The organism is Dyadobacter sp. AC419, assembly GCF_979253085.1.
In genome coordinates, this window is the sequence record NZ_CEEDCD010000009.1 from 17,254 (window position 1) to 37,997 (window position 20,744).

Here is a 20,744-nt window from a genome sequence, read left to right on the forward strand (position 1 = left end):
CTCAAAATGCACTCACAGGCGAAAAAATAGGGTGATTTTCTGCGAAAGTTTACAAATGAACCCCTATTTGTAAACATTTGGATCCCCTACTGCATTGTTTTTTAAAGGCACATTTGTCCAACTATTCATTCGATTTATACCAAATCCGGTGCCTCACCCAGGCGTATTGGAAAAATCTAAATCGGAGGTTAACAAATAGTCACTTTATAAAACCAAACAACATGCAACAAAATTTGTACGAAACAAGGCGGGTAAGTCAGTTCCTCGCCGGGTTGCTACGACCTCTTCTTTTAACATTGGGGATCATGGGCGTCGGGCTGGGTGTCTTTGCGCAGGGCGATGCGAAAAAAACAGTAACTGGGACGGTGGTTTCTGCGGATGGAGATGACGGAATTCCAGGCGCAAGCGTGGTCGTGAAGGGAACCTCTAACGGAACAACTACGAATACTGCGGGCGAGTTTTCGATTGAGGCGGCTTCGGGAAATACATTGGTGATTTCCTTTATTGGCTATGTGACGCAGGAAATTCCGGTAGGAAACAAAACGAAAATCGATATCAGGTTGCAGGAAAACGTTGCTGCGCTGGATGAAGTGGTGGTGGTAGGATATGGTGAAATGAAGAAAACGGATGTATCCAGCTCACAGGTGACGGTTTCCGGAAAAGATTTGAGCAAAACCATTAATACTTCGCTTGAACAAGGTTTGCAAGGACGTGCGGCCAACGTAATGGTGCAGCAGAACTCGGGTCAGCCGGGAGCAGCGCCTTCGGTTTTGATACGCGGTCTGAGCTCGCTGACGGGCACGACGCAGCCATTATATGTGATCGACGGGGTGCAGATCAAGCCGGATAACATGAAGGATGATCCGAACAACCGTCCAACGGGTTTTTCCAACATTCTTTCGAGCATTAACCCGGACGACATTGAAACGATCAACGTTTTGCAAGGTCCTTCTGCAACAGCGATTTACGGTGCGGTGGGAGCGAATGGGGTTGTGATGATCACGACCAAACGCGGTAAGGCGGGCGAAGCAAAAATTACTTTCAACTCGCTGCTAACATTACAATCGGAGCCTAAGCACATTGATGTGATGAACCTGCGTGAATATGCGCAGTTTCGGAACGAAGCGGCGGCGGTGGGAAGCACTGCTACGGAACCGCAATTTGCTGATCCATCGGTTTTGGGAGAAGGAACAAACTGGCAGAGCGCACTTTTCCGCCCGACTACATTGCAGAAATATTCTGTGGGGCTAAGCGGAGGCACGGAAAAATCGACTTATTATCTTTCAGGTGAATATTTTAACCAAAAAGGGATTGTAGAAGGTTCTGGTTTTAAGCGCTATAACGGTCGTTTGAACTTGGAAAACCAGACGCGTAACTGGCTGAAAATCGGTGCAAATCTGAGTGTTGGTATTACAGAAGAAAAGGTTAATACAAACAATGGAGGCATTATCCAGCTTGCATTGGATCAAAATCCAAGTGTGCCCGTAACCAATCCGGACGGAAGCTGGGGCGGACCTGTTTCCACGCAGTTCCAGTTTACAAACCCGGTGATGATCTCCAAGATATATAATGATTATAACCGCCGGACGTCGATTCTGGGAAGTCTTTTCGCAGACGTAAAGCTGTTGAAAAACCTTACCTGGCACACAGAAGTGAACGGAAGTGCTGAGTTTTTGAAATATTACTCGTTCCACCCATCTTATACAATCGGTGGATATGTGGTTTCGCAAGATGCGGCGACTTCGGTGCGTTCGGTGAACACCAATAACTGGTGGAGCTTGCACAGCCGTTTGACCTATGATCTGAAACTGGGCAAACATGATGTGAACATTATGGCTGGCCACGAAGCGCAGGCATTCACTTATGAGTCACTTACTGCTCAGCGCAAGAAGTTCATTACCAACACGATTGAAGAACTTTCGGGTGGCGATGCATCGGTTATTTCCAATGTTAGCAACAACAGCGGAAAAGGCGCAGGATCACGTGAATCTTATTTTGCACGTGTGAATTACAGCTTTATGGAGCGTTACATTGTGCAGGGAACTTACCGGATGGACGGTTCTTCGGCATTCCGTGATGGACGCCGCTGGGGCAACTTCCCGGCCGTTTCTGTTGCGTGGCGCGTGTCGGAAGAGCCTTTCCTGAAAAGTGTCAGTGCGATCAACGATTTGAAACTAAGATTTGAAATCGGTCGCTCGGGTAACCAGGGAAGTGGTGGTAATGCCATTTATTCAACATTGCAAACCGTTCCAACGGGCTGGGGGACAGGATTCTTGGCTTCCAACTTTGCCAATGAGTTCCTTACCTGGGAAAAAGACGACGTGCTTAACGGAGGCTTGGACCTGCACATGTTCAGCAACCGCGTAGAGCTGATCGTGGATGCTTATATCAAGAACATTACGAGCCTGATCACGGTGAACTCTTATCCATTTACTTACGGTGGTGACATTGCTTATTCACCGGGATATCTGAGCTGGCCGGCTGTAAATGCGGGTTCTATGAAAAACCGTGGTGTGGGCTTTACGCTGAACACGGTCAACATTGATAAAGGTGGATTTTACTGGAGAACGGGTGTGAACCTTTCATTCGACCGCAACAAGGTAACTTCGCTTTTGAACCCGATCACACCGATCTGGAATGCAACTTCGGTTGGTTTCAAAACGGAAGTGGGACAACCTGCGAGTATGCTTACGGGCTACGTGGCTGAGGGACTTTATCAGGATGCCAACGACATCAAGAACCACGCCATCCAGACTTCCAACAATGAGTTGACGATCAATCCGCTGACAGGCAGCTGGGTAGGCGATACGAAATTCAAGGATCTGAACGGCGATGGCGTCATTGATGCAGAAGACCGCACGGTGATCGGTAATCCATGGCCGAAGTTCACATTGGGTTTCAATAACAATATGACCTATAAAAACTTCGAGCTGAATGCATTCCTGACCGGAAGTTTCAAGAATGATATCCTGAATTATCCACGTTACCGTGCAGAAGTGCCAGGCAATGGTGGCGTATTTGGAAATCAGTGGAAATCGGTGGCCAACTATGCACGCCCGAGCAGCTATGCGGTAGGCGACGCAGAAACAGTGACGCTAACCAACCCAGGCCACGTGATCCCGCGGATCGCACCGGGTGATCCGAATGGTAACAACCGGATGAGCACCAACTTCATTGAAGACGGCAGCTATGTGCGTTTGAAAAACATCACATTGAGCTACAACTTCCCAAAATCACTGATGAAAGATCTTTTCATCCGCGGTTTGAAGGCTTCGGTGGGTGCGCAAAACCTGTTTACCATTACCAAATACAAAGGATATGATCCTGAGATCGGAATGGTGAATTATGGTGGAACCGTGATGGCAGGTGTGGACACAGGCCGTTATCCATCGGTTCGCATGTATTCCTTCGGTTTGACAGCTGATTTCTAATCGATTCAATTTTAATTTCAAAAGAGCTTTTTATATGCAATTCAAAATCAAACTCTTAGCGGCTATCAGCGCAATGATGCTCATGCAGGGATGTGGCGAGGATTTCCTCGACCGCCCGCCGCTGGACGCACTTACTTCGGGTAATTTTTATAAAACCGATGCCGAAATCCTTGCCGGAACGGCGCCGCTTTACAACATTGTGTGGTTCGATTTCAATGATAAGGCCAATATGTCTTTTCAGGAAGCCCGCGCCGGAAACCTCAACTCCAATGACCGCACGGCTTATGTGAAGCATGCGATCCCGTCGACGGATGTGAATACGCTTTTGCCGGGTTACAAATCATTTTATAAAATTATCGCGCAAAGTAACAATGCTTACAAGGCGATAAAAGAAGCAACGGGGAGCACGGCTTCTGCTGCTGTAAAATCGCAGGGACTGGGTGAATGCCGTTTCATGCGTGCAACCGCTTATTATTACTTGGTGACTAACTGGGGAGCTGTGCCGATCGTGTATGACAACGTTGCGCAGCTGAACACGCCGCCGGTTCGTAACCGTGTTGAAGATGTTTGGAAACTGTTGATCCAGGATTACCGCTTTGCAGCAGAAAACTTGCCATTGACAGCAGAACAAGGTCGTTTGACAAAATACTCAGCCGAAGGAATGCTGGCCAGAATGTATCTGATGCGCGCCGGTTTGAACCAGAATGGAACGCGTAACCAGTCGGATCTGGATAGTGCGAAGTTTTATGCAGAAGACGTGATTACCAAGAGCGGCCGGACACTGGCTCCGACTTATGGGGAGCTTTTTGAAAGTGCCAATAATAACTCTTCCAAAAACAATCAGGAGAGCTTGTTTTCACTGCAATGGATGCCGGTTAGCAATCCTTGGGGGGTTAATAATTCATTTCAGGCATATTTCGCTTACGATGCCAACATTACCACAACGGGTGACGGCTGGGGCGCGGCGCAAGGTTTGTCGGCGGATTTAGTGAAATATTTTACTGAAAATCCTGCGGATTCTCTTCGCAGAAAGTCAATCGCCATGTTTGACAGCGATGTTTATCCAAACATTCAAAAAGCAACCGGCGGTTTGAAATATAACCGGCCAGCACAATTGTCGGCCATCAAAAAATACATTGTTGGTTCACCAGCAGACAATGGTGGTTTGGGTGGATTTATGGCTGCCAATATCAATTCCTATATGTTGCGTCTGGCAGAAGTTTACCTGATTTATGCTGATGCGGTTTTGGGAAATGCGGCTACAACCAATGACGCGAAAGCATTGGAATATTTCAATGCAGTGCGTAAAAGAGCTGGAATGCCTGCTAAAACGTCGCTGACTTTCGAGGATATTTTCAAAGAAAGAAGAATTGAAACCGTGTTTGAGGGTAACTCCTGGAATGAGGTCGTTCGCTGGTATTATTTCAATCCTGCCAAAGCAATCGCTTACACGGCTGCCCAACGCAGGGAGAACTACACAATGACTTATGTGCCTGGTTCTACCAATCCGAAAAAATACACGGTAACGTATTCGCCGGCCGAGTATTATCCGTTGTCGGAAAATACGCTTTACCTGCCATTTCCTGAGGGAGAGCTGGTAAATGCGCCTTCTTTGAAAGACGAACCGGTTCCGTTTGATTTCAGCAAACTAGTAGATTAACCCAAACTCTGACGAAAAATGAACTTCAAAAATATATATAGGACAGCGCTGGGATTGTGTCTGGCGGCAGGAATGCTGCTTACTTTCCAGAGCTGTAATGAGGATGATGTGGACGGCGCACCGTCGATCACCAACGTCCGCCTGCTCGATCCTGCCAAAGCCGACAGTTCGCTGAATGCAGCAGAACCCGGAACGCTGATCGTGATCCAGGGCCAGAACCTGGGCAGTGTGATGAAAGTGTATTTCAATGATTTCGAAGCGACATTTAATGCAGCATTGGGTAGCAACTCCAATCTGATCGTGACCATTCCAGCCAATGCGCCTACCAAGGCAGTGGATGCGGGCGTTTCCAACAAGATCAAGGTGCAAACCAAAGGTGGGGAAACGACTTATGATTTCGTATTGTCGGCTCCGATGCCGATTTTAAGCGGATTGTACTCTGAGTTTGTAAAGCCGGGAGGCACGCTCGTTATTCAGGGTGATTATTTTTACAACATTAAATCCGTAAAAGTAGGCGCAACCAACTTGCAGATCCTGAGCACGACTGTAAAGCAGATCACGGCAAAAATGCCCGCTACTGCAATTTCAGATGTCGTTACGGTGGAAGGAGAGTTTGGCACGGTCAAAACAGCATTCAAAGTGAATGGTACGGAAGGGCATATGATCAATTTCGATGTTCCTGCAACAACCTGGGGTTCTGATGTGTGCTATGGAGCGGCTGCTATTTTACCTGCAACCGATCCGGGTGCTATTTCAGGTAAATATTCAAGGATCAAACAAACCAAGTTGCCTGCAACCGGCTATGCCGATGCATGGGTTTTCGCCACTTGCAATTTCGATTTCAAGCTGGCAGCAGGACCGGCGGCGGAAAGACAATTCAAGTTCGAGCACAACATTGCAGAACCTTGGAAAGCGGGTAAATACGACATTACCATTACAGCAGGCGGCACGGAATACACCTATGCATTCCAGCCCTGGAATTCCACTGAATTCACTTCCACCGGTTACCAAACCACTGGTTGGAGAACTGCTGTTATTGAGCTTTCTGAGTTCAAAAGTGCAGCCGGCGGCACTATCGCTGACGTATCCAAAGTAAGCGATTTGAAAGTATCATTCAGCACGCCTGACGTTGCCATTGCTTCATTCAATGGAAGTGTTGATAATTTCAGGATTGTGAAAAAGTAATTGCGCTGTCACCCTGAGCGAACGATCTGCTCAGGGTGACAAAACAATGCTAACCGCACCCCAATGCATGTATAAAACGCTTCTCCTGCTCCTCCTTTCCCAAATCACATACGCTCAGATTTCGATCGAGATCGACGCAACAGCGGAGGTGAAGGCCATTTCTCCTTATCTCTACGGCCGAAACAATTCTTTTTCCTCCACTGACCCAAACTGGACATTGCCCGATGCGGATCTGATCCGGTTGCGGGATGCCGGTGTGCGGTTTTTTCGTGAAAGTGGCGGCAATAATGCTTCCAAATACAATTGGCGAAGGAAGCTGAGCAGTCATCCGGATTGGTATAACAATGTTTATTTCAATAATTGGGACCAGACTGCGCAGACATTACAAAAGCATTTTCCGGGTGCGCAGGGCATGTGGGCATTTCCGCTGTTGGGTTATGCGGCAAAAACCAATGCGGCCAATTTTGCGGATTGGGATTATAACCGGTCGCAATGGTGGGAGGGTGTGAACCAGAACCTGGCCGGCGGCGGGGCGGCTAATGCAACTGGAACGAAAGCGAAAACGGAGGGAAACATTAATCTTTATCTGGAAAAATGGACTGCCGATTCATCCGTTAGTATTCTTAATCATTGGTTTGGTGCAAAAGGACTGGGCTTGAAGCAGGAAGGAATCCGTTACTGGAATATGGATAATGAGCCGGAAATATGGTCTGGGACGCATGATGATGTGATGCCGAAGCAGATTTCGCCTCAGGAATTCATGCAGCGATATATCGAAACAGCCAAAAAAGCGCAGGCGAAGTTTCCCGACATGAAGCTGGTTGGCCCGGTTACGGCGAACGAATGGCAATGGTATAATTGGGACGGGAAGCCTGTTACCGAAAACGGAAAAACCTATCCCTGGCTGGAATATTTCATCAAAATCATTGGCGAAGAGCAGCAGAAAAGCGGCATAAGGCTGCTCGATGTGCTGGACATTCATTTTTACCCCGGCACCAAAAAAACGGAGGAAGTTATACAGTTGCACCGGGTGTTTTTTGATAAAAATTACAATTTTCCCGAAGCCAATGGCGTAAAAACCATCAATGGTGGCTATGACAACAGCATTACTAAGGAATATATTTTCGCGCGTTGCAATGATTGGCTAAGCCAATATCTGGGACCTGATCACGGCGTGACGCTCGGGCTGACCGAAACCGGCATTGATGAAAGTATAGCCCCCTCCGTTACGGCCGTTTGGTATGCTTCTACTTTGGGTGAATTCATGAAAAATAATGTCGAGATTTTCACCCCATGGTCCTGGAAAACGGGCATGTGGGAAACTTTGCATTTGCTAAGCCGCTATAATCAGACGCATGCGGTGAAGGCGGTTTCGGCAAACGAAACACTGGTTTCTGCCTATCCAAGTGTGAATGCGGCCGCAGATTCTATGACGATTGTGTTGGTTAATCGCTCTCCGGATCAAAGCCAGAACGTCCGTGTGCGGCTAGACCATTTCCTGCCTTTGGCGGGGAAAGCGGCGGTTTATACATTGTCACAGCTTCCGGGTAATGAAACATTTATCTCCCATGCAGACAATGCTTTGAAGAAATCGGAGCTGGATGTGAGCGGAAATGTGCTGAGTCTTTCCCTCCCTGCCATGTCTGTGACCTCTGTTATTCTTAGCGGCGGCGGCGCGGTGACGGGCGTCGCAAAGGAAGAGGAAGCATTTCAGATTTATCCAAATCCTACCTGGAACAGCATTGTGGTCAAATGGGCTGACCAGGACTTTGACCAGATCATGATAAATTCAGCAAGTGGAAAGCAGGTTTTTGAAAAAATCTTGGCAAAAGGGCAAAGAGAAATCACCATTAATCCCAAACTGACCGGCGGCACTTATATCATTCGCCTTACGGCTGCGAATGGCCGATCGATTTTCAAAAAAATTATCGCCCAGTAAAGTGAAGGGCCTTACAAATTGCATCCTTAATATGTTTGATTTTAAATTTTTACCCAAAATAGCGTTGCCGCTAATGCTGCTTTCGCTGGTTTTTAATGCCAATTCTGCCACTGCGCAGCAGAGCAAACTGGTGAATGATCCGGTTGATATCAGCGGTGATTTTAAGAATTTTTCCAATACATTGTTTTTTGCGGATAGTCTGGCTGCATTTGATCCTGCGACGGGCGTTGGGAAGATCAAGTGGAAGCGCCATGAGGCTTTTGCGGCGCATAATTTTGATAACTCCATGCTGAGTTACAAGCGGTCTTATAGCAACGAATTTCCTTCTATCGAATATGCGCAGGATCCTGTTTTGCCGTTTTCGGTTGAGTTTACTTCACCTCGTACAGTGCGGATTCGCGCAAATACGGGTGCTCAGGGTGCTGCTGAGGAGCCTTCTTTAATGCTTGTGAAAGAGCCTGTTAGAGATGCATCCTGGAAATATAAAAAGATCAATGGGGGCCACGAATACACGAATGTGCACGGATCTGTTACTGTTTTTGAGAATCCCTGGAAGATATTGATTCGGGATGCAGCTGGAAAAGTGCTTACACAAACGCGGGGGCAGGCGGATGGGCGGTCTTCTTACACGCCTACTTTGCCGTTCTCATTTGTTCGCCGCGCTTCGGATTACTCGCGGAGTGTTGCAGCGGTGTTTTCTATTTCGCCGGATGAGAAGATTTTTGGCTGCGGAGAGTCATTCACACGCCTCGATAAGAATGGTCAGAAGGTGGTTTTGTGGACGCATGATCCGAATGGTGTGCAGACGCAGACGATGTACAAGCCCATCCCGTTTTACATGAGCTCGCGTGGTTATGGCATGTTTATGCACACAACTTCACCCATTACGTGCGATTTTGGCGCGACTTATGGCGAATCCAATGCGATGCAGATCGGCGATGAGAACCTGGATTTGTTTGTGTTTTTAGGTCAGCCGAAAGACATTCTGGATGAATATACAAACCTGACCGGAAAGGCGTCTATGCCGCCATTATGGTCATTTGGGTTGTGGATGAGCCGCATAACCTACTTTTCAGAGCAGGACGGACGCAATGTTGCGGCCAAACTTCGCGAAAACCGCATTCCATCCGACGTGATCCATTTTGATACGGGTTGGTTTGAAACCGATTGGCGTTGCGATTACAACTTCGCGCCAAGTCGTTTTAAAAATCCCGAAGGCATGATCGCCGATCTGAAAAAACAGGGTTTCCGCACTTCGCTATGGCAATTGCCTTATTTTGTTCCAAAAAATACATTGTATCCTGAGATTGTAGGCAAAGGCCTCGCCGTGAAAAATGCAAACGGGACCATTCCCTATGAAGATGCGGTGCTTGATTTTTCTAATCCCAATACAATCAAATGGTATGAAGATAAAATCTCAGGCTTGCTGAAACTGGGTGTGGGCGCGATTAAAGTGGATTTTGGCGAAGCAGCGCCATTATCCGGCGTGTATGCATCCGGCCGCACGGGCTTTTACGAGCATAACCTTTATCCGCTGCGTTACAACAAGATCGTTTCGGAACTGACAAAAAAATTGACCGGTGACAACATTATCTGGGCACGGAGCACGTGGGCAGGAAGTCAGCGTTACCCGATCCATTGGGGCGGCGATGCGGAGACGACCAACAAGGGAATGGAGGCGCAGCTGCGGGGCGGCTTGTCGCTGGGACTTTCGGGTTTTACGTTTTGGAGCCATGATATAGGCGGTTTTACCATGAAAACGCCGGAAGATCTTTATCGCCGCTGGCTGCTGATGGGCTTGCTCAGCTCCCATACCCGCACCCACGGACAAGCACCTAAAAGAACCCTGGGAATACGGAGCAGATTTTCAAAATTATTTCCGGAAAGCGGTTGAGTTGAAATACAAGCTCATGCCCTACATCTACACCCAGTCCAAACTCGCGTCTGAAAAAGGGCTTCCAATGGTGCGCGCATTGCTGGTTGAATTCCCGGAAGATCCGGGCGCTTGGATGGTGGATAATGAATATATGCTGGGGTCGGACATTCTGGTTGCGCCGTTTTTTGAAAACACAAAAAGTCGGCAAGTGTATTTACCAAAAGGCAAATGGGTGGATTATCAAACCCGCAAGGTGTACGAAGGCGGCTGGCATGATATCGCCGCCGGTGAGCTGGAAGTGGCCATGTTAGTCCGCGAAGGAGCCGTGCTTCCGCACGTAAAAGTAGCACAGTCAACCGATCAGATCGATTGGAAAAATATTGAACTTGTTGGTTTTAATGTGACGGCTGCAAACACGACTATGAAGCTTTTCCTGCCAGGCGAAAGTGAGGTGAAGGATGTGCTGGTTGTGAAAAAAGGCGGGAAGCTGGTTGTAGGGAAGGATGTTTTTGGCGGGAATGTTAAATGGGTGTTGAAGTGATTTTTTGAATAAAATTACCGGGCTGTTGTCTGAAAGCAGCCCGGTAACTTGTATTAATGCTTGATGAATTTTGAGCTCCAACCGTCATTTGATTTTATCAAATAAGTCCCAATTGGGAGTTGCGTTACGGGTATAACGGTCTCTTCTTTTTTCACCGCTATCTTTCCAACCACTTGACCAGACTGTGTGTAAATCCAGATATGTCCGTCCGTCTTTCCTGAAAGTGTTAGAGAAGTCGTCGCCGGATTCGGATAAATGCTCGGGGCAGTCGTTGTGCCAATGTGAATAACGCGAATGTTCGAATGTTCTGTTTTTCCAGCAAAATCAACGATTTTCAGTCGATAATATGATCTTCCTTCCAATGGGCTTGAATCGGTCACTGCATATTTGCTCAATGTATTCACAGTTCCTGCACCCTTTATGCGACTGATTGGTTTCCAGTTTCTTGCATCGGCTGAGCGCTCCACATCGAAGTAATCATTGTCTGTTTCCGATTCCGTGGCCCAGTCCAGCTTTACTGCTCCATTAGCGATTTTTGCATTGAAACTGATCAATGATACAGCCAAAGCTTCGCATAAAACCTCATCACCAATCTGAATTGACCAATTTTTGGTATTTCTCAACGTTTGAAGCGCAGCAGCAGCCGCAGTGCCATATGTAATGTCCTGAGCGCCAAATGTAATGTTATCAGGCATCGCGTCATTTGCTGCCCATGCCTGCAAAGTCTTGGACATATTTACGCAATCCACTCCCGAGCGGAAAAGCAGGGCGTTCAGGTCAGCACCCGGAGAAAGCGTCCAGTTGGTGAGAGGTTGATTAAATGCAGTTGCCTCAGAAAACGCGCCATTCATGTTTGAAACACTACCCACATTCCAGTTACTGACCGGTTGGTTAAATGATTTGGCCTGGAAAAACATGGCGAGAATGCTGGTCACGCCGCTCATATCCCAGTCATTAAGGGGCTGGTTAAAATTTGTTGCTCCAAAAAACATATATGACATATCGGTAACGAGGTTAACAGTCCAGTTTCCGATCGGCTGATTAAATGAGGAAGCGCGTCGGAACATTGCAGCCATGTCGTTTACACTACTGATCTCCCACGTGCTGAGCGGTTGGTTAAAGCTCGTTGCGCCGTCGAACATCGACTGCATACTAGACACACTTCTTACATCCCAAGACCCCAATGGCTGATTGAAGGAAATAGCAAGTGAAAATACAGCGGCCATAGACTGGACATTACGGACATCCCAGTTTCCGATGGGCTGGTTAAAGCTCGGCGCATTGAAAAACATGGCGTCCATATTGACAAGCTGGCTTACATCCCAGTCATTGAGCGGCTGGTTAAAGTTTGCGGCAGAGTTGAACATTGCGCTCATCGTATGAACCTGGCTCACGTTCCAGGAACCAATCGGCTGATTAAAATTGAATGCGCCTTCGAACATTAAACCCATTTCGAAAACACTGCCGACGTCCCAGCTGCCGATGGGCTGGTTAAATGAGGAGTTTTGAAACATGCCTGTCATATTCGTCACATTGCTGACGTCCCATTGATTGAGCGGGTCGTTGAACAACGAGGTTCCTGAAAACAAAAAGCTCATATCGGATACTGAACTAACATCCCAATCATTGATTCCGGGGATGGTTGTGATTGCACGACATTCACGGAACATGCGTCGCATAGAGCTAACATTGATTAGATCGGGAGCATCGGTTGCTGTAATTTGTAACTTATCGCATCCCGAATATGCATCTTCCATGCTGTCCCACTGCGTATCGCCCCATTGCTTTATTTCCAGTAATTTGGGGTAGTCGACCGCATTGGCAAATGAAATTCTTGTGAACGTTCCATTACCCGGCGAAATGCTTACCTGATATGTCCCTGGTGTTGGAAATGTGAGTGTATGACTGTTTGTGCCGATTGCCGAACCATTGTTGAGCGGATTCCCGATTTCCTCCCAGGCAATGCTATAACCGGCTCCTGTTGCCGGAATAATGATCTGATTGTCGCCGCTTGTATTGCCGCTGATGCTTCCGTTATCAGTTTTCCAGACGGTTATGTATTGGCCGCTTGCCTGTAATACGCAGATTAAAAATAAGCATGTCAAATAGTAAAGTTTATTCATTAGTGGAGCTTTGGTAAATGTAAAATCAAGGAAATTGAGTTGTCTCCGGAAAGTTACATAATGCAATGGAATGTATCAAATTGCGAAGTGGCTTGCACTTCATAATCTGTTAAGTAGAAGCACGAGATTTTTGATATTTTAGATCTTTCAAATTCACTGTAAATGAGGGAGACATGAAATATATACTTACGCTGGCAACACTCATTATTTTTCTAACCGATGGGCATTGTAAACAGGATAATCTGGATTATGTAATTCTCAAAGGTGCATGCTTTGATTACAATAAAGGTCCAAGTATTAAAACGGATGTTTATTCAATTATCGATGGAAAGAAACAGCATTTGGGTACGAGCAATGAGACTGGGCTTTATCGTGTAAAAGTGCCGCTTAGTTCTGATTTCCTTGTATTTGCATCCGCTGGATTTCATGAAATCAAGCTGCCCGTTCGGTTTATTGGACAGGCTACGTCCGAAGTCGAATTTTTATTTGAGTTGCCGACGTCGTTGTTGGACTCCGCTATTGTGCCAATTGAAGATGCCTTATATCTGGGCACCGCCAAATCAGTATTGAAAAACTATAATGTTCAGCTGGCAAAGAAAGAGTGCGTTGTAAACTTCCCGAAGGCCATGATTGATAGGGGATATCGAGGGGCGTTCATGGGGGTTACGGATCAATCACCGACAATCGATTTACTGGTCACTTCTTCGTCCGAAGAAATATTGATGAAAAAACAAATTACGGTTAGGAAAGGGTTGAATCTACTTTTGATTGACAATATCGAATCGGTGTTAAGACCGTCTGATGAAAAAGTAAGCATTGCATTTCCGTTCACCAAGGTTCTGTATTTCAATCAAACAGAATACAAATTAAGTAATTCGTCGATTTTGACACTGGATTCGATTATTAGCATTGTAAAGCCAATTCAAAATTACACGATCTCGATTGCCGGTTACACGGATCATGTTGGAGAGAAAGCTAAAAACCTGACGCTGTCGGAATACAGAACCAGGACAGTCGCAAAGTATTTAAAAGATGCAGGAATAAATGATTCAAGAGTGAAAAAGAAATGGTTTGGATCAGAAAGTTTGGTCTCAGAAAGTGAGCCCGAGAGAAACAGACGGGTGGTTGTGCAAGTTTCCTCAGACTAATAGATTGGAAAAAGCGATGATTTAGATCTGAAATAAATTTTCAAATATAAATTAGCTTCGCAAAAGGGTATGACATAGGGCTGTCACAATGCACATTGATCTTTGTAGCGTCAAATCAAATAAACGTTACAAAAATGGAAAAGAACATCACGGATCCCTGGGAGTGGAGCAAGTATTCAAATTCAGTGCAGGCAGTTGAGATTAAGCAACCTTTGGGGACACTTTATTGCTCCGGGCAAGTGGCGATTGATGCCGGCGGCCAGCCGGTTGCATCGGATATGAACACCCAATTTGAGCTCATTATCCGGAACCTGGAACAACTAATCAGTGAGGCTGGATACAAGCCAAGCGGCATTGTGAGGCTGAATATCTTCACGACTTCAACACAAGAATTTTTCACAAGCTGCGTACAGACCTATCAAGCCTGGATTGCCAAGCATGGCATTAAGCAAGCGACAACATTACTTGAAATAAAAGGTTTATATGGCGGACTTTACCCTTGAACTTAAGGCAACAGTCGTTAAGTAATTGCTTTGTTTAAAATTTAAAACAGAAGTCCGAAACCGGGCTTCTGTTTTGTTATTAATTATGGAAAAAACCTGAGCCATGATAGATTCCGAAACGACTCGCCTCTCGCGGCTCGTCGCCCTGCTTACACTCCTGCAAACAAAACGGACCATTACAGCCACCGAGCTGGCAGAACGTTTTTCGGTGAGCACCCGCACGATTTACCGGGACATCAGAACCCTTGAAAGCGCAGGAATACCGATCCTGACGCAGGAGGGAAAGGGATATGCGATGGTTGAAGGATATCGGCTCCCGCCGGTGATGTTCAACCGGGAAGAAGCCATGGCATTGCTAACAGCAGAAAAGCTCGCTTCCAGGCTTACCGATGCGGCTACTGCCCGGCTGAGCGGCGCGGCGATGGACAAAGTTCGGGCAGCACTCCGGCATTCAGACCGCGACCATCTGGAAACAATTGCGCCTTACATTCAGGTCATGGAGCCGCCTAGCGCATCTGAGCGGCCCAATACATATCAGCAGCTGGTCACTGCCGTGACATCTTATCAGGTTGTAACCGTTGGTTATCAAGCTGCGGAGTCAGGCGAAGCGAGTATGCGTGAGATCGAGCCGATCGGTCTTTATCTGAGCGCGCATTGGCATGTGGTGGCCTATTGTCGGCTGAGGCAAGCATTTCGGAATTTTCGGCTTGACCGCATTACGAGCTTTGTCGTTTCCGATGAATCATTTTCTCCACGTCCGGAAACATTGCAGCAATACTGGACAGATGAAGCCAAACGCACGGATCAGGAAAAAGTGGTCATCCATTTCGACCCTTCCAAAATTCCGCCTGCCCAAGTCCAGCATTTGCATGATACCAAACACAAATATGGCTGGGCACATCAAAAAACGCTATCCGACGGGAGCTTGGAGATCTTGTTTCTGGTCGGCTCACTTACTTACCTATCAACCTGGTTATTGCCTTTTGCCGGTTCCGTCAAAATCATAGAGCCTGTTTCGCTGCGAGGACATTTGTCCCGGCTGGCGAAACAGGCGCATGATTCTTTCTGTGTAAATCGAAAAAATAATAAAAATAAATCAGCTAACGGTGAATTGTATCCTTCGTTAAATGTTAGGATAGCCCAAAAAAACAAGCTCTAAAAGTGACACGCTGTCACTTTATCAGTTCGTAGAATCGAGTGGAACGCCCTTGGCTTTTTGATGTACTATTTAAACCGTGCAACTTAGCATTAACGCAAAAATCCCGGCATTGCCGGGACTTTTGCGCATCATTTACTCAAACTTCAACCCTGAAAAATACATTCTATTTTTCCAATGATTTTTCAAACCTTTTTGCGATTTCTACCGGATGATTGATTGTTACGGACATTGGAGAATTTGTAAACAGGGCTACCTGAGCTTTGCCAAAATCCATAATAATTGTATTGCATCTATATCCTAAGCCGGTTTTATAATAGTACTTCCCAATTGTACCATTAAGTGCAGCGTCAAAGCCAAAAAGCTTGTCTTTCATTAGGTGAAGATCGGCAGCGGTTACTACTTTTAATTGAGACACCGCAGATTGAAGGTTAGCAAACTGAGATGCGCTCATGTACAATCCCGTTGCACCAGCATTTGCAGAGACAACAGCCTTATCCACTCCTGCGGCGGTTCCTTTTATCTCTAAATATCCTTGTGTTGACAGGTGCGGCTCCATATAACCTTCATCACCCCACGCTTGCCAGTCGATTAAACTTGCTTGTTTAATTCCGGCCGGAAGAAATACACTTTCATAAACAATTTTACGAAATTCGGCTGCGTAAATGTTAAAGTTTGACGGAGCCTGATTAAGTACTTTCAATAGCGTTGAATTGCCCTTCTTACTCTTTTCAACAGCATCAACATAAGGCGTGATAATGCCTAAGAGTATGTAATTGATATCGTTAGGTTGCCGCAAACCAGTATTGACACCACCTTTAACAGAAACCATAATTGATTGTTCCGTCCCCCCATTAACCAAACCTGTTCGGTGGGACAGTAAATGCTCAAAATTCAACGATTTGAATCCTGGGCTTGGCTCCCAGCCCTTTGGTAAGTAAGGCCATACTTTTGTTTGTAACGAAAGATTATAACGTTTAAGGATCTTAAGAACCGCAAGCGCAGTAACATATTGTGTTGCCTGAAGTGATTCCTGCTGCACCAAGGCGCCATGCTGTTTCTCGCCACCTGCTTCAAAGGCTTTTCGGGCAAACCCTTCACCACCATTTCCTACAAAAAATTCTTCTCCATTGGACATAATTGAATAACCGAAACCAACTTTCTGGTCTTCCATGTATCTTTCAATTTCTTCGGCGAAGGTAAGACGCGTTAAACTTTGTAGGCTGGCCAATAATAAGCTTCGGCATTCGCATCATCGCTTAGCTCTTGCTTTTCCATTGCGCTCTCCTGTAAGATCTGTTCTTCATTGCAAGCACTTGCAAACAAAACTGCGCTAAAAACAAGGCAGTTGGATACTGATTTCAAAATCTGTGTTTTCATTTTAATGATTTGTATGAATGATTTTTTCATCGCGGTGTTCTTACACTTTGATCGCAACAAAGGTCGGGAGACGCAGAGAGCCAAGCTTTTAACTTATGTTAATAAGAATAAAAAAGTATAAAAACTGAAAGCACAAGAATCAAGTCCAATTCCTTGGACAATCAGCAGTGAGGTTTTGTAGAAGTTTGGAAGCAAAAAAGCCCCTCAACTTGCGTTGAAGGGCTTTTGTACCCAGAGCCGGAGTACCATACTTTTTTGATTGCTTTTAACCAGTTTTAACCATCTATATATCAGTATATTTGAGTATTGCAGGGTTTTTGGTATGGGTATTGGCATTGAGTTTATCTACTTTTGATTTACATTTAGCCACCCTTTTGACCACCCTTTAACTACACTTAACTGGTTTTAATAGAGATGAAAGTAAGTTTTGAGCTTAGAAAGGAGAAAGTTAGTTCAAGTGGATTAATGCCCGTGCAGTTTGTTCTGCGGCTGATAGCGTCCGAATCCGGCGTAATGTAGGTGTGTCGGTTCAAGAAAAATACTGGGACGGATCCAGGGTTAAACCGAACCTTAAAAAAGAACCAAGCAATAACTACCATCACATTAATGATGAATTGCAGAAAGTAGAGGAAAGGATAAACGATATCTTTTTCTTTTTCCGAGCAAACAAACTACCATTCTCAAAGGAGCTGTTCCTGAGTAAGTTCGACAGCGAGGTTGAAATTAAAGCAGTCACGATCGAGTTCTTCGAATGCTTTGGTGAGTTTATTGATGGTGGAAAGCTTACCAAAACCTACAATACCGTAAAAGCGCAAACCTCAGTAATGAATTTCTTGAAGCAGTTTGAAATGGATTTCGCATCGAAAATTTCGTTTGATTCCATCAATGACGTCTTTTTTGAAGAGCTGTCAAGATACGCTATTAAGGAGAGGAAAATAAAAAACAACTATTTCGCAAAAATAGTAGCGGTCATGAAAAGCATGCTCAGGTGGAGCATAAAGAAAGGCTACAACGAGAATCGGAAGTTTGAGGATTTTCGGGCTTCGGAACATGACGTAGACATTGTTTACCTAACTTTCGAGGAGCTGATGTGCTTGTACAGATCACGATTTTGAAAATAATAGACTGGCACATGTGCGTGACTTTTACTGCATGGGATGTTTCACCGGATTGAGATTTTCAGACCTATCCAAGCTGCATTTAGCAAATATCAGTGATGAGCACATTGTGATATCTATTCAAAAAACAAAAACTCAAAATCACGCTATTAAGCTAAATAGATATGCCAAGGCGATCCTTACGAGAGTCTGAAAAACAGCTGTTTACGAGCCCCTGCCCACTATATCTTCTCAGAAATTCAATGACTATATTAAGGAATGCCGCAAGTTTCAGCCGGTATTATCCAACAATTTACTGCACACTGGTTTGTTGGGGTGGAGAAGAAATCAATCACGCAGCCCAAATACAAATTTATTACCAGTCATACTGCCCGTAAGACTTTCATTACAAATTCTTTGCTTCTGGGTATGGAGCCGAAAGCGATCAAGAAGATTGCGAACATTAAGAGAGATGCGGTTCTTGATAAATATATGAAAGTCACAGAAGCATTTACTGATTCTCAAATGGACAACGCATGGAAATGACAAATTACATCGCGATCAGGAATAGTAGTGACAGTGCTGACTTTTTTTGCACAAAAATATTTCACGTATTTGAGCAGAGGTGTTTTTGAGATTCAATCTCAAAAAATTATGAACTTTCTGTTTTTCGTTCCTTTCGTTGGTTTCGTTACAGTTTTCCTGGATTTAACATTCTTGTTAATATTTATGTCATATATAGCCTCTTGAGATATCAGCGTAGACTGGATAACAATTTGTTTTTCTGCGGGTCTGTTTTGCTGTGCTTGTGTACTATCTTACAAATTACATTCAGTTATCAGTGCAGATAAGGACTTTTTTCTTTTTTATAAATATTCATCGAGTGTTAGATATTATAATTCGCTCAATGAAGCTGAGCGGAGAGGGTTTACGGAGTTATTTTACGAAGGCTTAGTAAGCTCAGATATTAAACACTTAGGGCAGAGTCGGCTCATTGACTTTTTTCAGGAAAATTATATCGCCAAACTTGGCTGGGCGATAAGTTTTGAAAGGTTCGATTATTGGTTGGAAAACTCTGAATCTCGGCACTATATTGGAACGCTGTTCTATTCAAAATTTAAAAAGAATATTTATTCTGAGCTGCGTGAAATACAATTATTGAATGAAGCGGTTGATCTTCATGAATATCATCTTTCGCTCTTGGTATCCATATTATTGGAATCCAGCTCTTTTAGATTCGGTGATAACCTGGGTTTACATTATGAATCCAGTCTGGTAAGTGATCGATTTAATAAAATAGTGGCCTTAAACCGGCAAGAAAGTGCATCTAAAATGTTGGATGAAAGGTTACGTGAAATAGAGCGTCGCCTACAAGGCATCGCTCAAAACGGTAACGATGCCTTGAAAATTTCCGAAATACGGGAGTATGTGGAAAATTCCGTTAAGAAAAGTCAGTCCGATCAGGATTTGACAGTTTTCGTTGAAAGGTTGGACGAGATCTCCGAAGATGTTAAAATGATTAAATCAAATGGCGCCACAGAGGAAAATCTGATTGAGTTAAACCAGTCAATCACTGACTTGATTAATGAACGTTCCATCCAGCGCGATTTTGCAGCAGCAGAAGAACTTGGTAAGGTGGCGGCAGGCATCAGTAGTCTACATGAAAGAAAGCTGGACGTTTTTGCTCAAAAAAATGAAAAAATTGAAAAGCTATTATCCAATCTTACTCCCAGGATTATTTGTGAAATAGATGAGTGTAAAAAAGAAAATGTCTCTGATTATCTTATCAGGCAACTTGAAAGCGATAAAACAGTCGTGCTGGTCAGCAATAATAAGTCTGATATCCGAAAACCAGTTAATGACCATTTCGTTGAAAAAGGTAGCAAAAAGTACAATATTCCTACTGGACGATATAAGGATGAAGATTCTTTTTAAGAACAATAGGGATAGTATTTATACCGCCCTGGCAGCACTATCAAATGAATTTAAGTCAATCACTAAGACAAAACTGGCCGAAATCCTTTTCCAAGCACTTCCAAATTCCTTCAATTCTGAAAAGACAATTAAAAATGGTCTAAGTAAGTGGGATAACAAAAAAGGTTGATATTGAAATAATTGACTGATTTTCAAGGCTTTGATTCGGAAATTTGGGTCCTAAGTCAAATCTGACTGGTTTCACTAGAAATTTGCATTGATCATTAAGGTCATGCATGTTTCATTTAAACCAGTTTAAAATCATGTCAGTCCAACTTTACTTCCCACGCCAAGGGAGACTTAGAAAAGGCCGTTGAAATCATCCTTCAAAAGGCAAACAGCTTATCGCTTGTAAAAGAAAAAAAATCATCGGAAGAACTTGATGAACTGATCCCACAGGCGGAGGCAGCAAAAGTTATGCAGAGTTCTGTCGCTACCATTATAGAGTGGCGCAAGCGCAAAGCCCTACCGCATTATAACTTCAACGGTAGATACCTTTATTCAGAAGGCCGAATTACTCGAATATGGGAGAAAACGGGGTCAAAAAAAAAGCGTAACCACCGCCATGGTCACGCTCTGCAAATCTTTTCAAGCTACTCACCGTAGTCTAAATTAACCTTTATGGAAAAACCTGCAATTCTCCTTCTTTAAGGGAGGGATAGGAAATACAATACCCGCAAAAAACCTAACGTTAGAAGAGGCCTTTCAAATTATACGCTCTGATGAGTACA

14 protein-coding genes and 1 pseudogene are annotated in these 20,744 nt (G+C 44.8%); 12 read left to right on the forward strand and 3 right to left on the reverse strand.

What is annotated here, in order from left to right:
• Positions 1-221: 221 nt before the first annotated feature.
• From AC0IYG_RS04250 to AC0IYG_RS04275, 6 genes and pseudogenes are all read left to right on the forward strand, one after another.
• Positions 222-3,431, forward strand: coding sequence for a SusC/RagA family TonB-linked outer membrane protein (locus tag AC0IYG_RS04250; RefSeq protein WP_471709793.1), 3,210 nt, complete (start codon positions 222-224; stop codon positions 3,429-3,431).
• 34 nt (positions 3,432-3,465) lie between these two features.
• Positions 3,466-5,091 (forward strand): RagB/SusD family nutrient uptake outer membrane protein, encoded by a 1,626-nt coding sequence (locus AC0IYG_RS04255; protein WP_471709794.1) that lies wholly within the window; start codon positions 3,466-3,468, stop codon positions 5,089-5,091.
• Between the two features lie 18 nt (positions 5,092-5,109).
• The gene (locus AC0IYG_RS04260) at positions 5,110-6,276 is read left to right on the forward strand and encodes a glycan-binding surface protein (RefSeq protein WP_471709795.1); all 1,167 of its coding nucleotides are present in this window, start codon (positions 5,110-5,112) and stop codon (positions 6,274-6,276) included.
• Positions 6,277-6,343: 67 nt separating this feature from the next.
• Positions 6,344-8,215 (forward strand): glycoside hydrolase family 44 protein, encoded by a 1,872-nt coding sequence (locus AC0IYG_RS04265; RefSeq protein WP_471709797.1) that lies wholly within the window; start codon positions 6,344-6,346, stop codon positions 8,213-8,215.
• Between the two features lie 286 nt (positions 8,216-8,501).
• Positions 8,502-10,086, forward strand: a pseudogene (locus AC0IYG_RS04270) (glycoside hydrolase family 31 protein); the annotation flags it as partial.
• Between the two features lie 39 nt (positions 10,087-10,125).
• Entirely contained in the window at positions 10,126-10,632 is a 507-nt protein-coding gene (locus tag AC0IYG_RS04275; RefSeq protein WP_471709823.1) for a hypothetical protein, read from the forward strand.
• Positions 10,633-10,685: 53 nt separating this feature from the next.
• On the opposite strand, the gene AC0IYG_RS04280 is transcribed toward AC0IYG_RS04275, so the two are convergent.
• On the reverse strand, positions 10,686-12,755 hold the full coding sequence (locus AC0IYG_RS04280) for a BspA family leucine-rich repeat surface protein (protein WP_471709798.1): 2,070 nt from the start codon (positions 12,753-12,755) through the stop codon (positions 10,686-10,688).
• Between the two features lie 173 nt (positions 12,756-12,928).
• Between AC0IYG_RS04280 and AC0IYG_RS04285 the strand changes: the two genes are divergently transcribed.
• The 3 genes from AC0IYG_RS04285 (at position 12,929) to AC0IYG_RS04295 (ending at position 15,565) form a co-directional block, all read left to right on the forward strand.
• On the forward strand, positions 12,929-13,903 hold the full coding sequence (locus AC0IYG_RS04285) for an OmpA family protein (protein WP_471709799.1): 975 nt from the start codon (positions 12,929-12,931) through the stop codon (positions 13,901-13,903).
• 134 nt (positions 13,904-14,037) lie between these two features.
• Entirely contained in the window at positions 14,038-14,406 is a 369-nt protein-coding gene (locus AC0IYG_RS04290) for a RidA family protein (RefSeq protein ID WP_471709800.1), read from the forward strand.
• 103 nt (positions 14,407-14,509) lie between these two features.
• A complete protein-coding gene (locus tag AC0IYG_RS04295) occupies positions 14,510-15,565 on the forward strand; it encodes a helix-turn-helix transcriptional regulator (RefSeq protein WP_471709801.1) in 1,056 nt (351 codons plus the stop codon).
• 163 nt (positions 15,566-15,728) lie between these two features.
• On the opposite strand, the gene AC0IYG_RS04300 is transcribed toward AC0IYG_RS04295, so the two are convergent.
• Both AC0IYG_RS04300 and AC0IYG_RS04305 read right to left on the reverse strand, forming a co-directional pair.
• Positions 15,729-16,736 (reverse strand): serine hydrolase domain-containing protein, encoded by a 1,008-nt coding sequence (locus tag AC0IYG_RS04300; protein ID WP_471709802.1) that lies wholly within the window; start codon positions 16,734-16,736, stop codon positions 15,729-15,731.
• Positions 16,737-16,771: 35 nt separating this feature from the next.
• On the reverse strand, positions 16,772-16,942 hold the full coding sequence (locus AC0IYG_RS04305; protein ID WP_471709803.1) for a hypothetical protein: 171 nt from the start codon (positions 16,940-16,942) through the stop codon (positions 16,772-16,774).
• 521 nt (positions 16,943-17,463) lie between these two features.
• On the opposite strand from AC0IYG_RS04305, the gene AC0IYG_RS04310 reads away from it, so the two are divergent.
• The 3 genes from AC0IYG_RS04310 to AC0IYG_RS04320 all read left to right on the forward strand — a co-directional run bounded on the left by AC0IYG_RS04310 (position 17,464) and on the right by AC0IYG_RS04320 (position 19,974).
• Complete coding sequence (locus AC0IYG_RS04310; RefSeq protein ID WP_471709804.1) at positions 17,464-18,057, forward strand: phage integrase SAM-like domain-containing protein; 594 nt, start codon at positions 17,464-17,466, stop codon at positions 18,055-18,057.
• A gap of 261 nt (positions 18,058-18,318) precedes the next feature.
• A complete protein-coding gene (locus tag AC0IYG_RS04315) occupies positions 18,319-18,585 on the forward strand; it encodes a hypothetical protein (RefSeq protein WP_471709805.1) in 267 nt (88 codons plus the stop codon).
• A gap of 519 nt (positions 18,586-19,104) precedes the next feature.
• Positions 19,105-19,974 (forward strand): hypothetical protein, encoded by an 870-nt coding sequence (locus tag AC0IYG_RS04320; protein WP_471709806.1) that lies wholly within the window; start codon positions 19,105-19,107, stop codon positions 19,972-19,974.
• The last annotated feature ends 770 nt before the right edge of the window (positions 19,975-20,744 follow it).

Bases quoted from the DNA above. Each gene is read 5' to 3' on its own strand.
- AC0IYG_RS04250 (WP_471709793.1), top strand. From the start codon at position 222: ATGCAACAAAATTTGTACGAAACAAGGCGGGTAAGTCAGTTCCTCGCC.
- AC0IYG_RS04255 (WP_471709794.1), top strand. From the start codon at position 3,466: ATGCAATTCAAAATCAAACTCTTAGCGGCTATCAGCGCAATGATGCTC.
- AC0IYG_RS04260 (WP_471709795.1), top strand. From the start codon at position 5,110: ATGAACTTCAAAAATATATATAGGACAGCGCTGGGATTGTGTCTGGCG.
- AC0IYG_RS04265 (WP_471709797.1), top strand. From the start codon at position 6,344: ATGTATAAAACGCTTCTCCTGCTCCTCCTTTCCCAAATCACATACGCT.
- AC0IYG_RS04275 (WP_471709823.1), top strand. From the start codon at position 10,126: ATGCCCTACATCTACACCCAGTCCAAACTCGCGTCTGAAAAAGGGCTT.
- AC0IYG_RS04280 (WP_471709798.1), bottom strand. From the start codon at position 12,755: ATGAATAAACTTTACTATTTGACATGCTTATTTTTAATCTGCGTATTA.
- AC0IYG_RS04285 (WP_471709799.1), top strand. From the start codon at position 12,929: ATGAAATATATACTTACGCTGGCAACACTCATTATTTTTCTAACCGAT.
- AC0IYG_RS04290 (WP_471709800.1), top strand. From the start codon at position 14,038: ATGGAAAAGAACATCACGGATCCCTGGGAGTGGAGCAAGTATTCAAAT.
- AC0IYG_RS04295 (WP_471709801.1), top strand. From the start codon at position 14,510: ATGATAGATTCCGAAACGACTCGCCTCTCGCGGCTCGTCGCCCTGCTT.
- AC0IYG_RS04300 (WP_471709802.1), bottom strand. From the start codon at position 16,736: ATGGAAGACCAGAAAGTTGGTTTCGGTTATTCAATTATGTCCAATGGA.
- AC0IYG_RS04305 (WP_471709803.1), bottom strand. From the start codon at position 16,942: ATGAAAACACAGATTTTGAAATCAGTATCCAACTGCCTTGTTTTTAGC.
- AC0IYG_RS04315 (WP_471709805.1), top strand. From the start codon at position 18,319: ATGCCGCAAGTTTCAGCCGGTATTATCCAACAATTTACTGCACACTGG.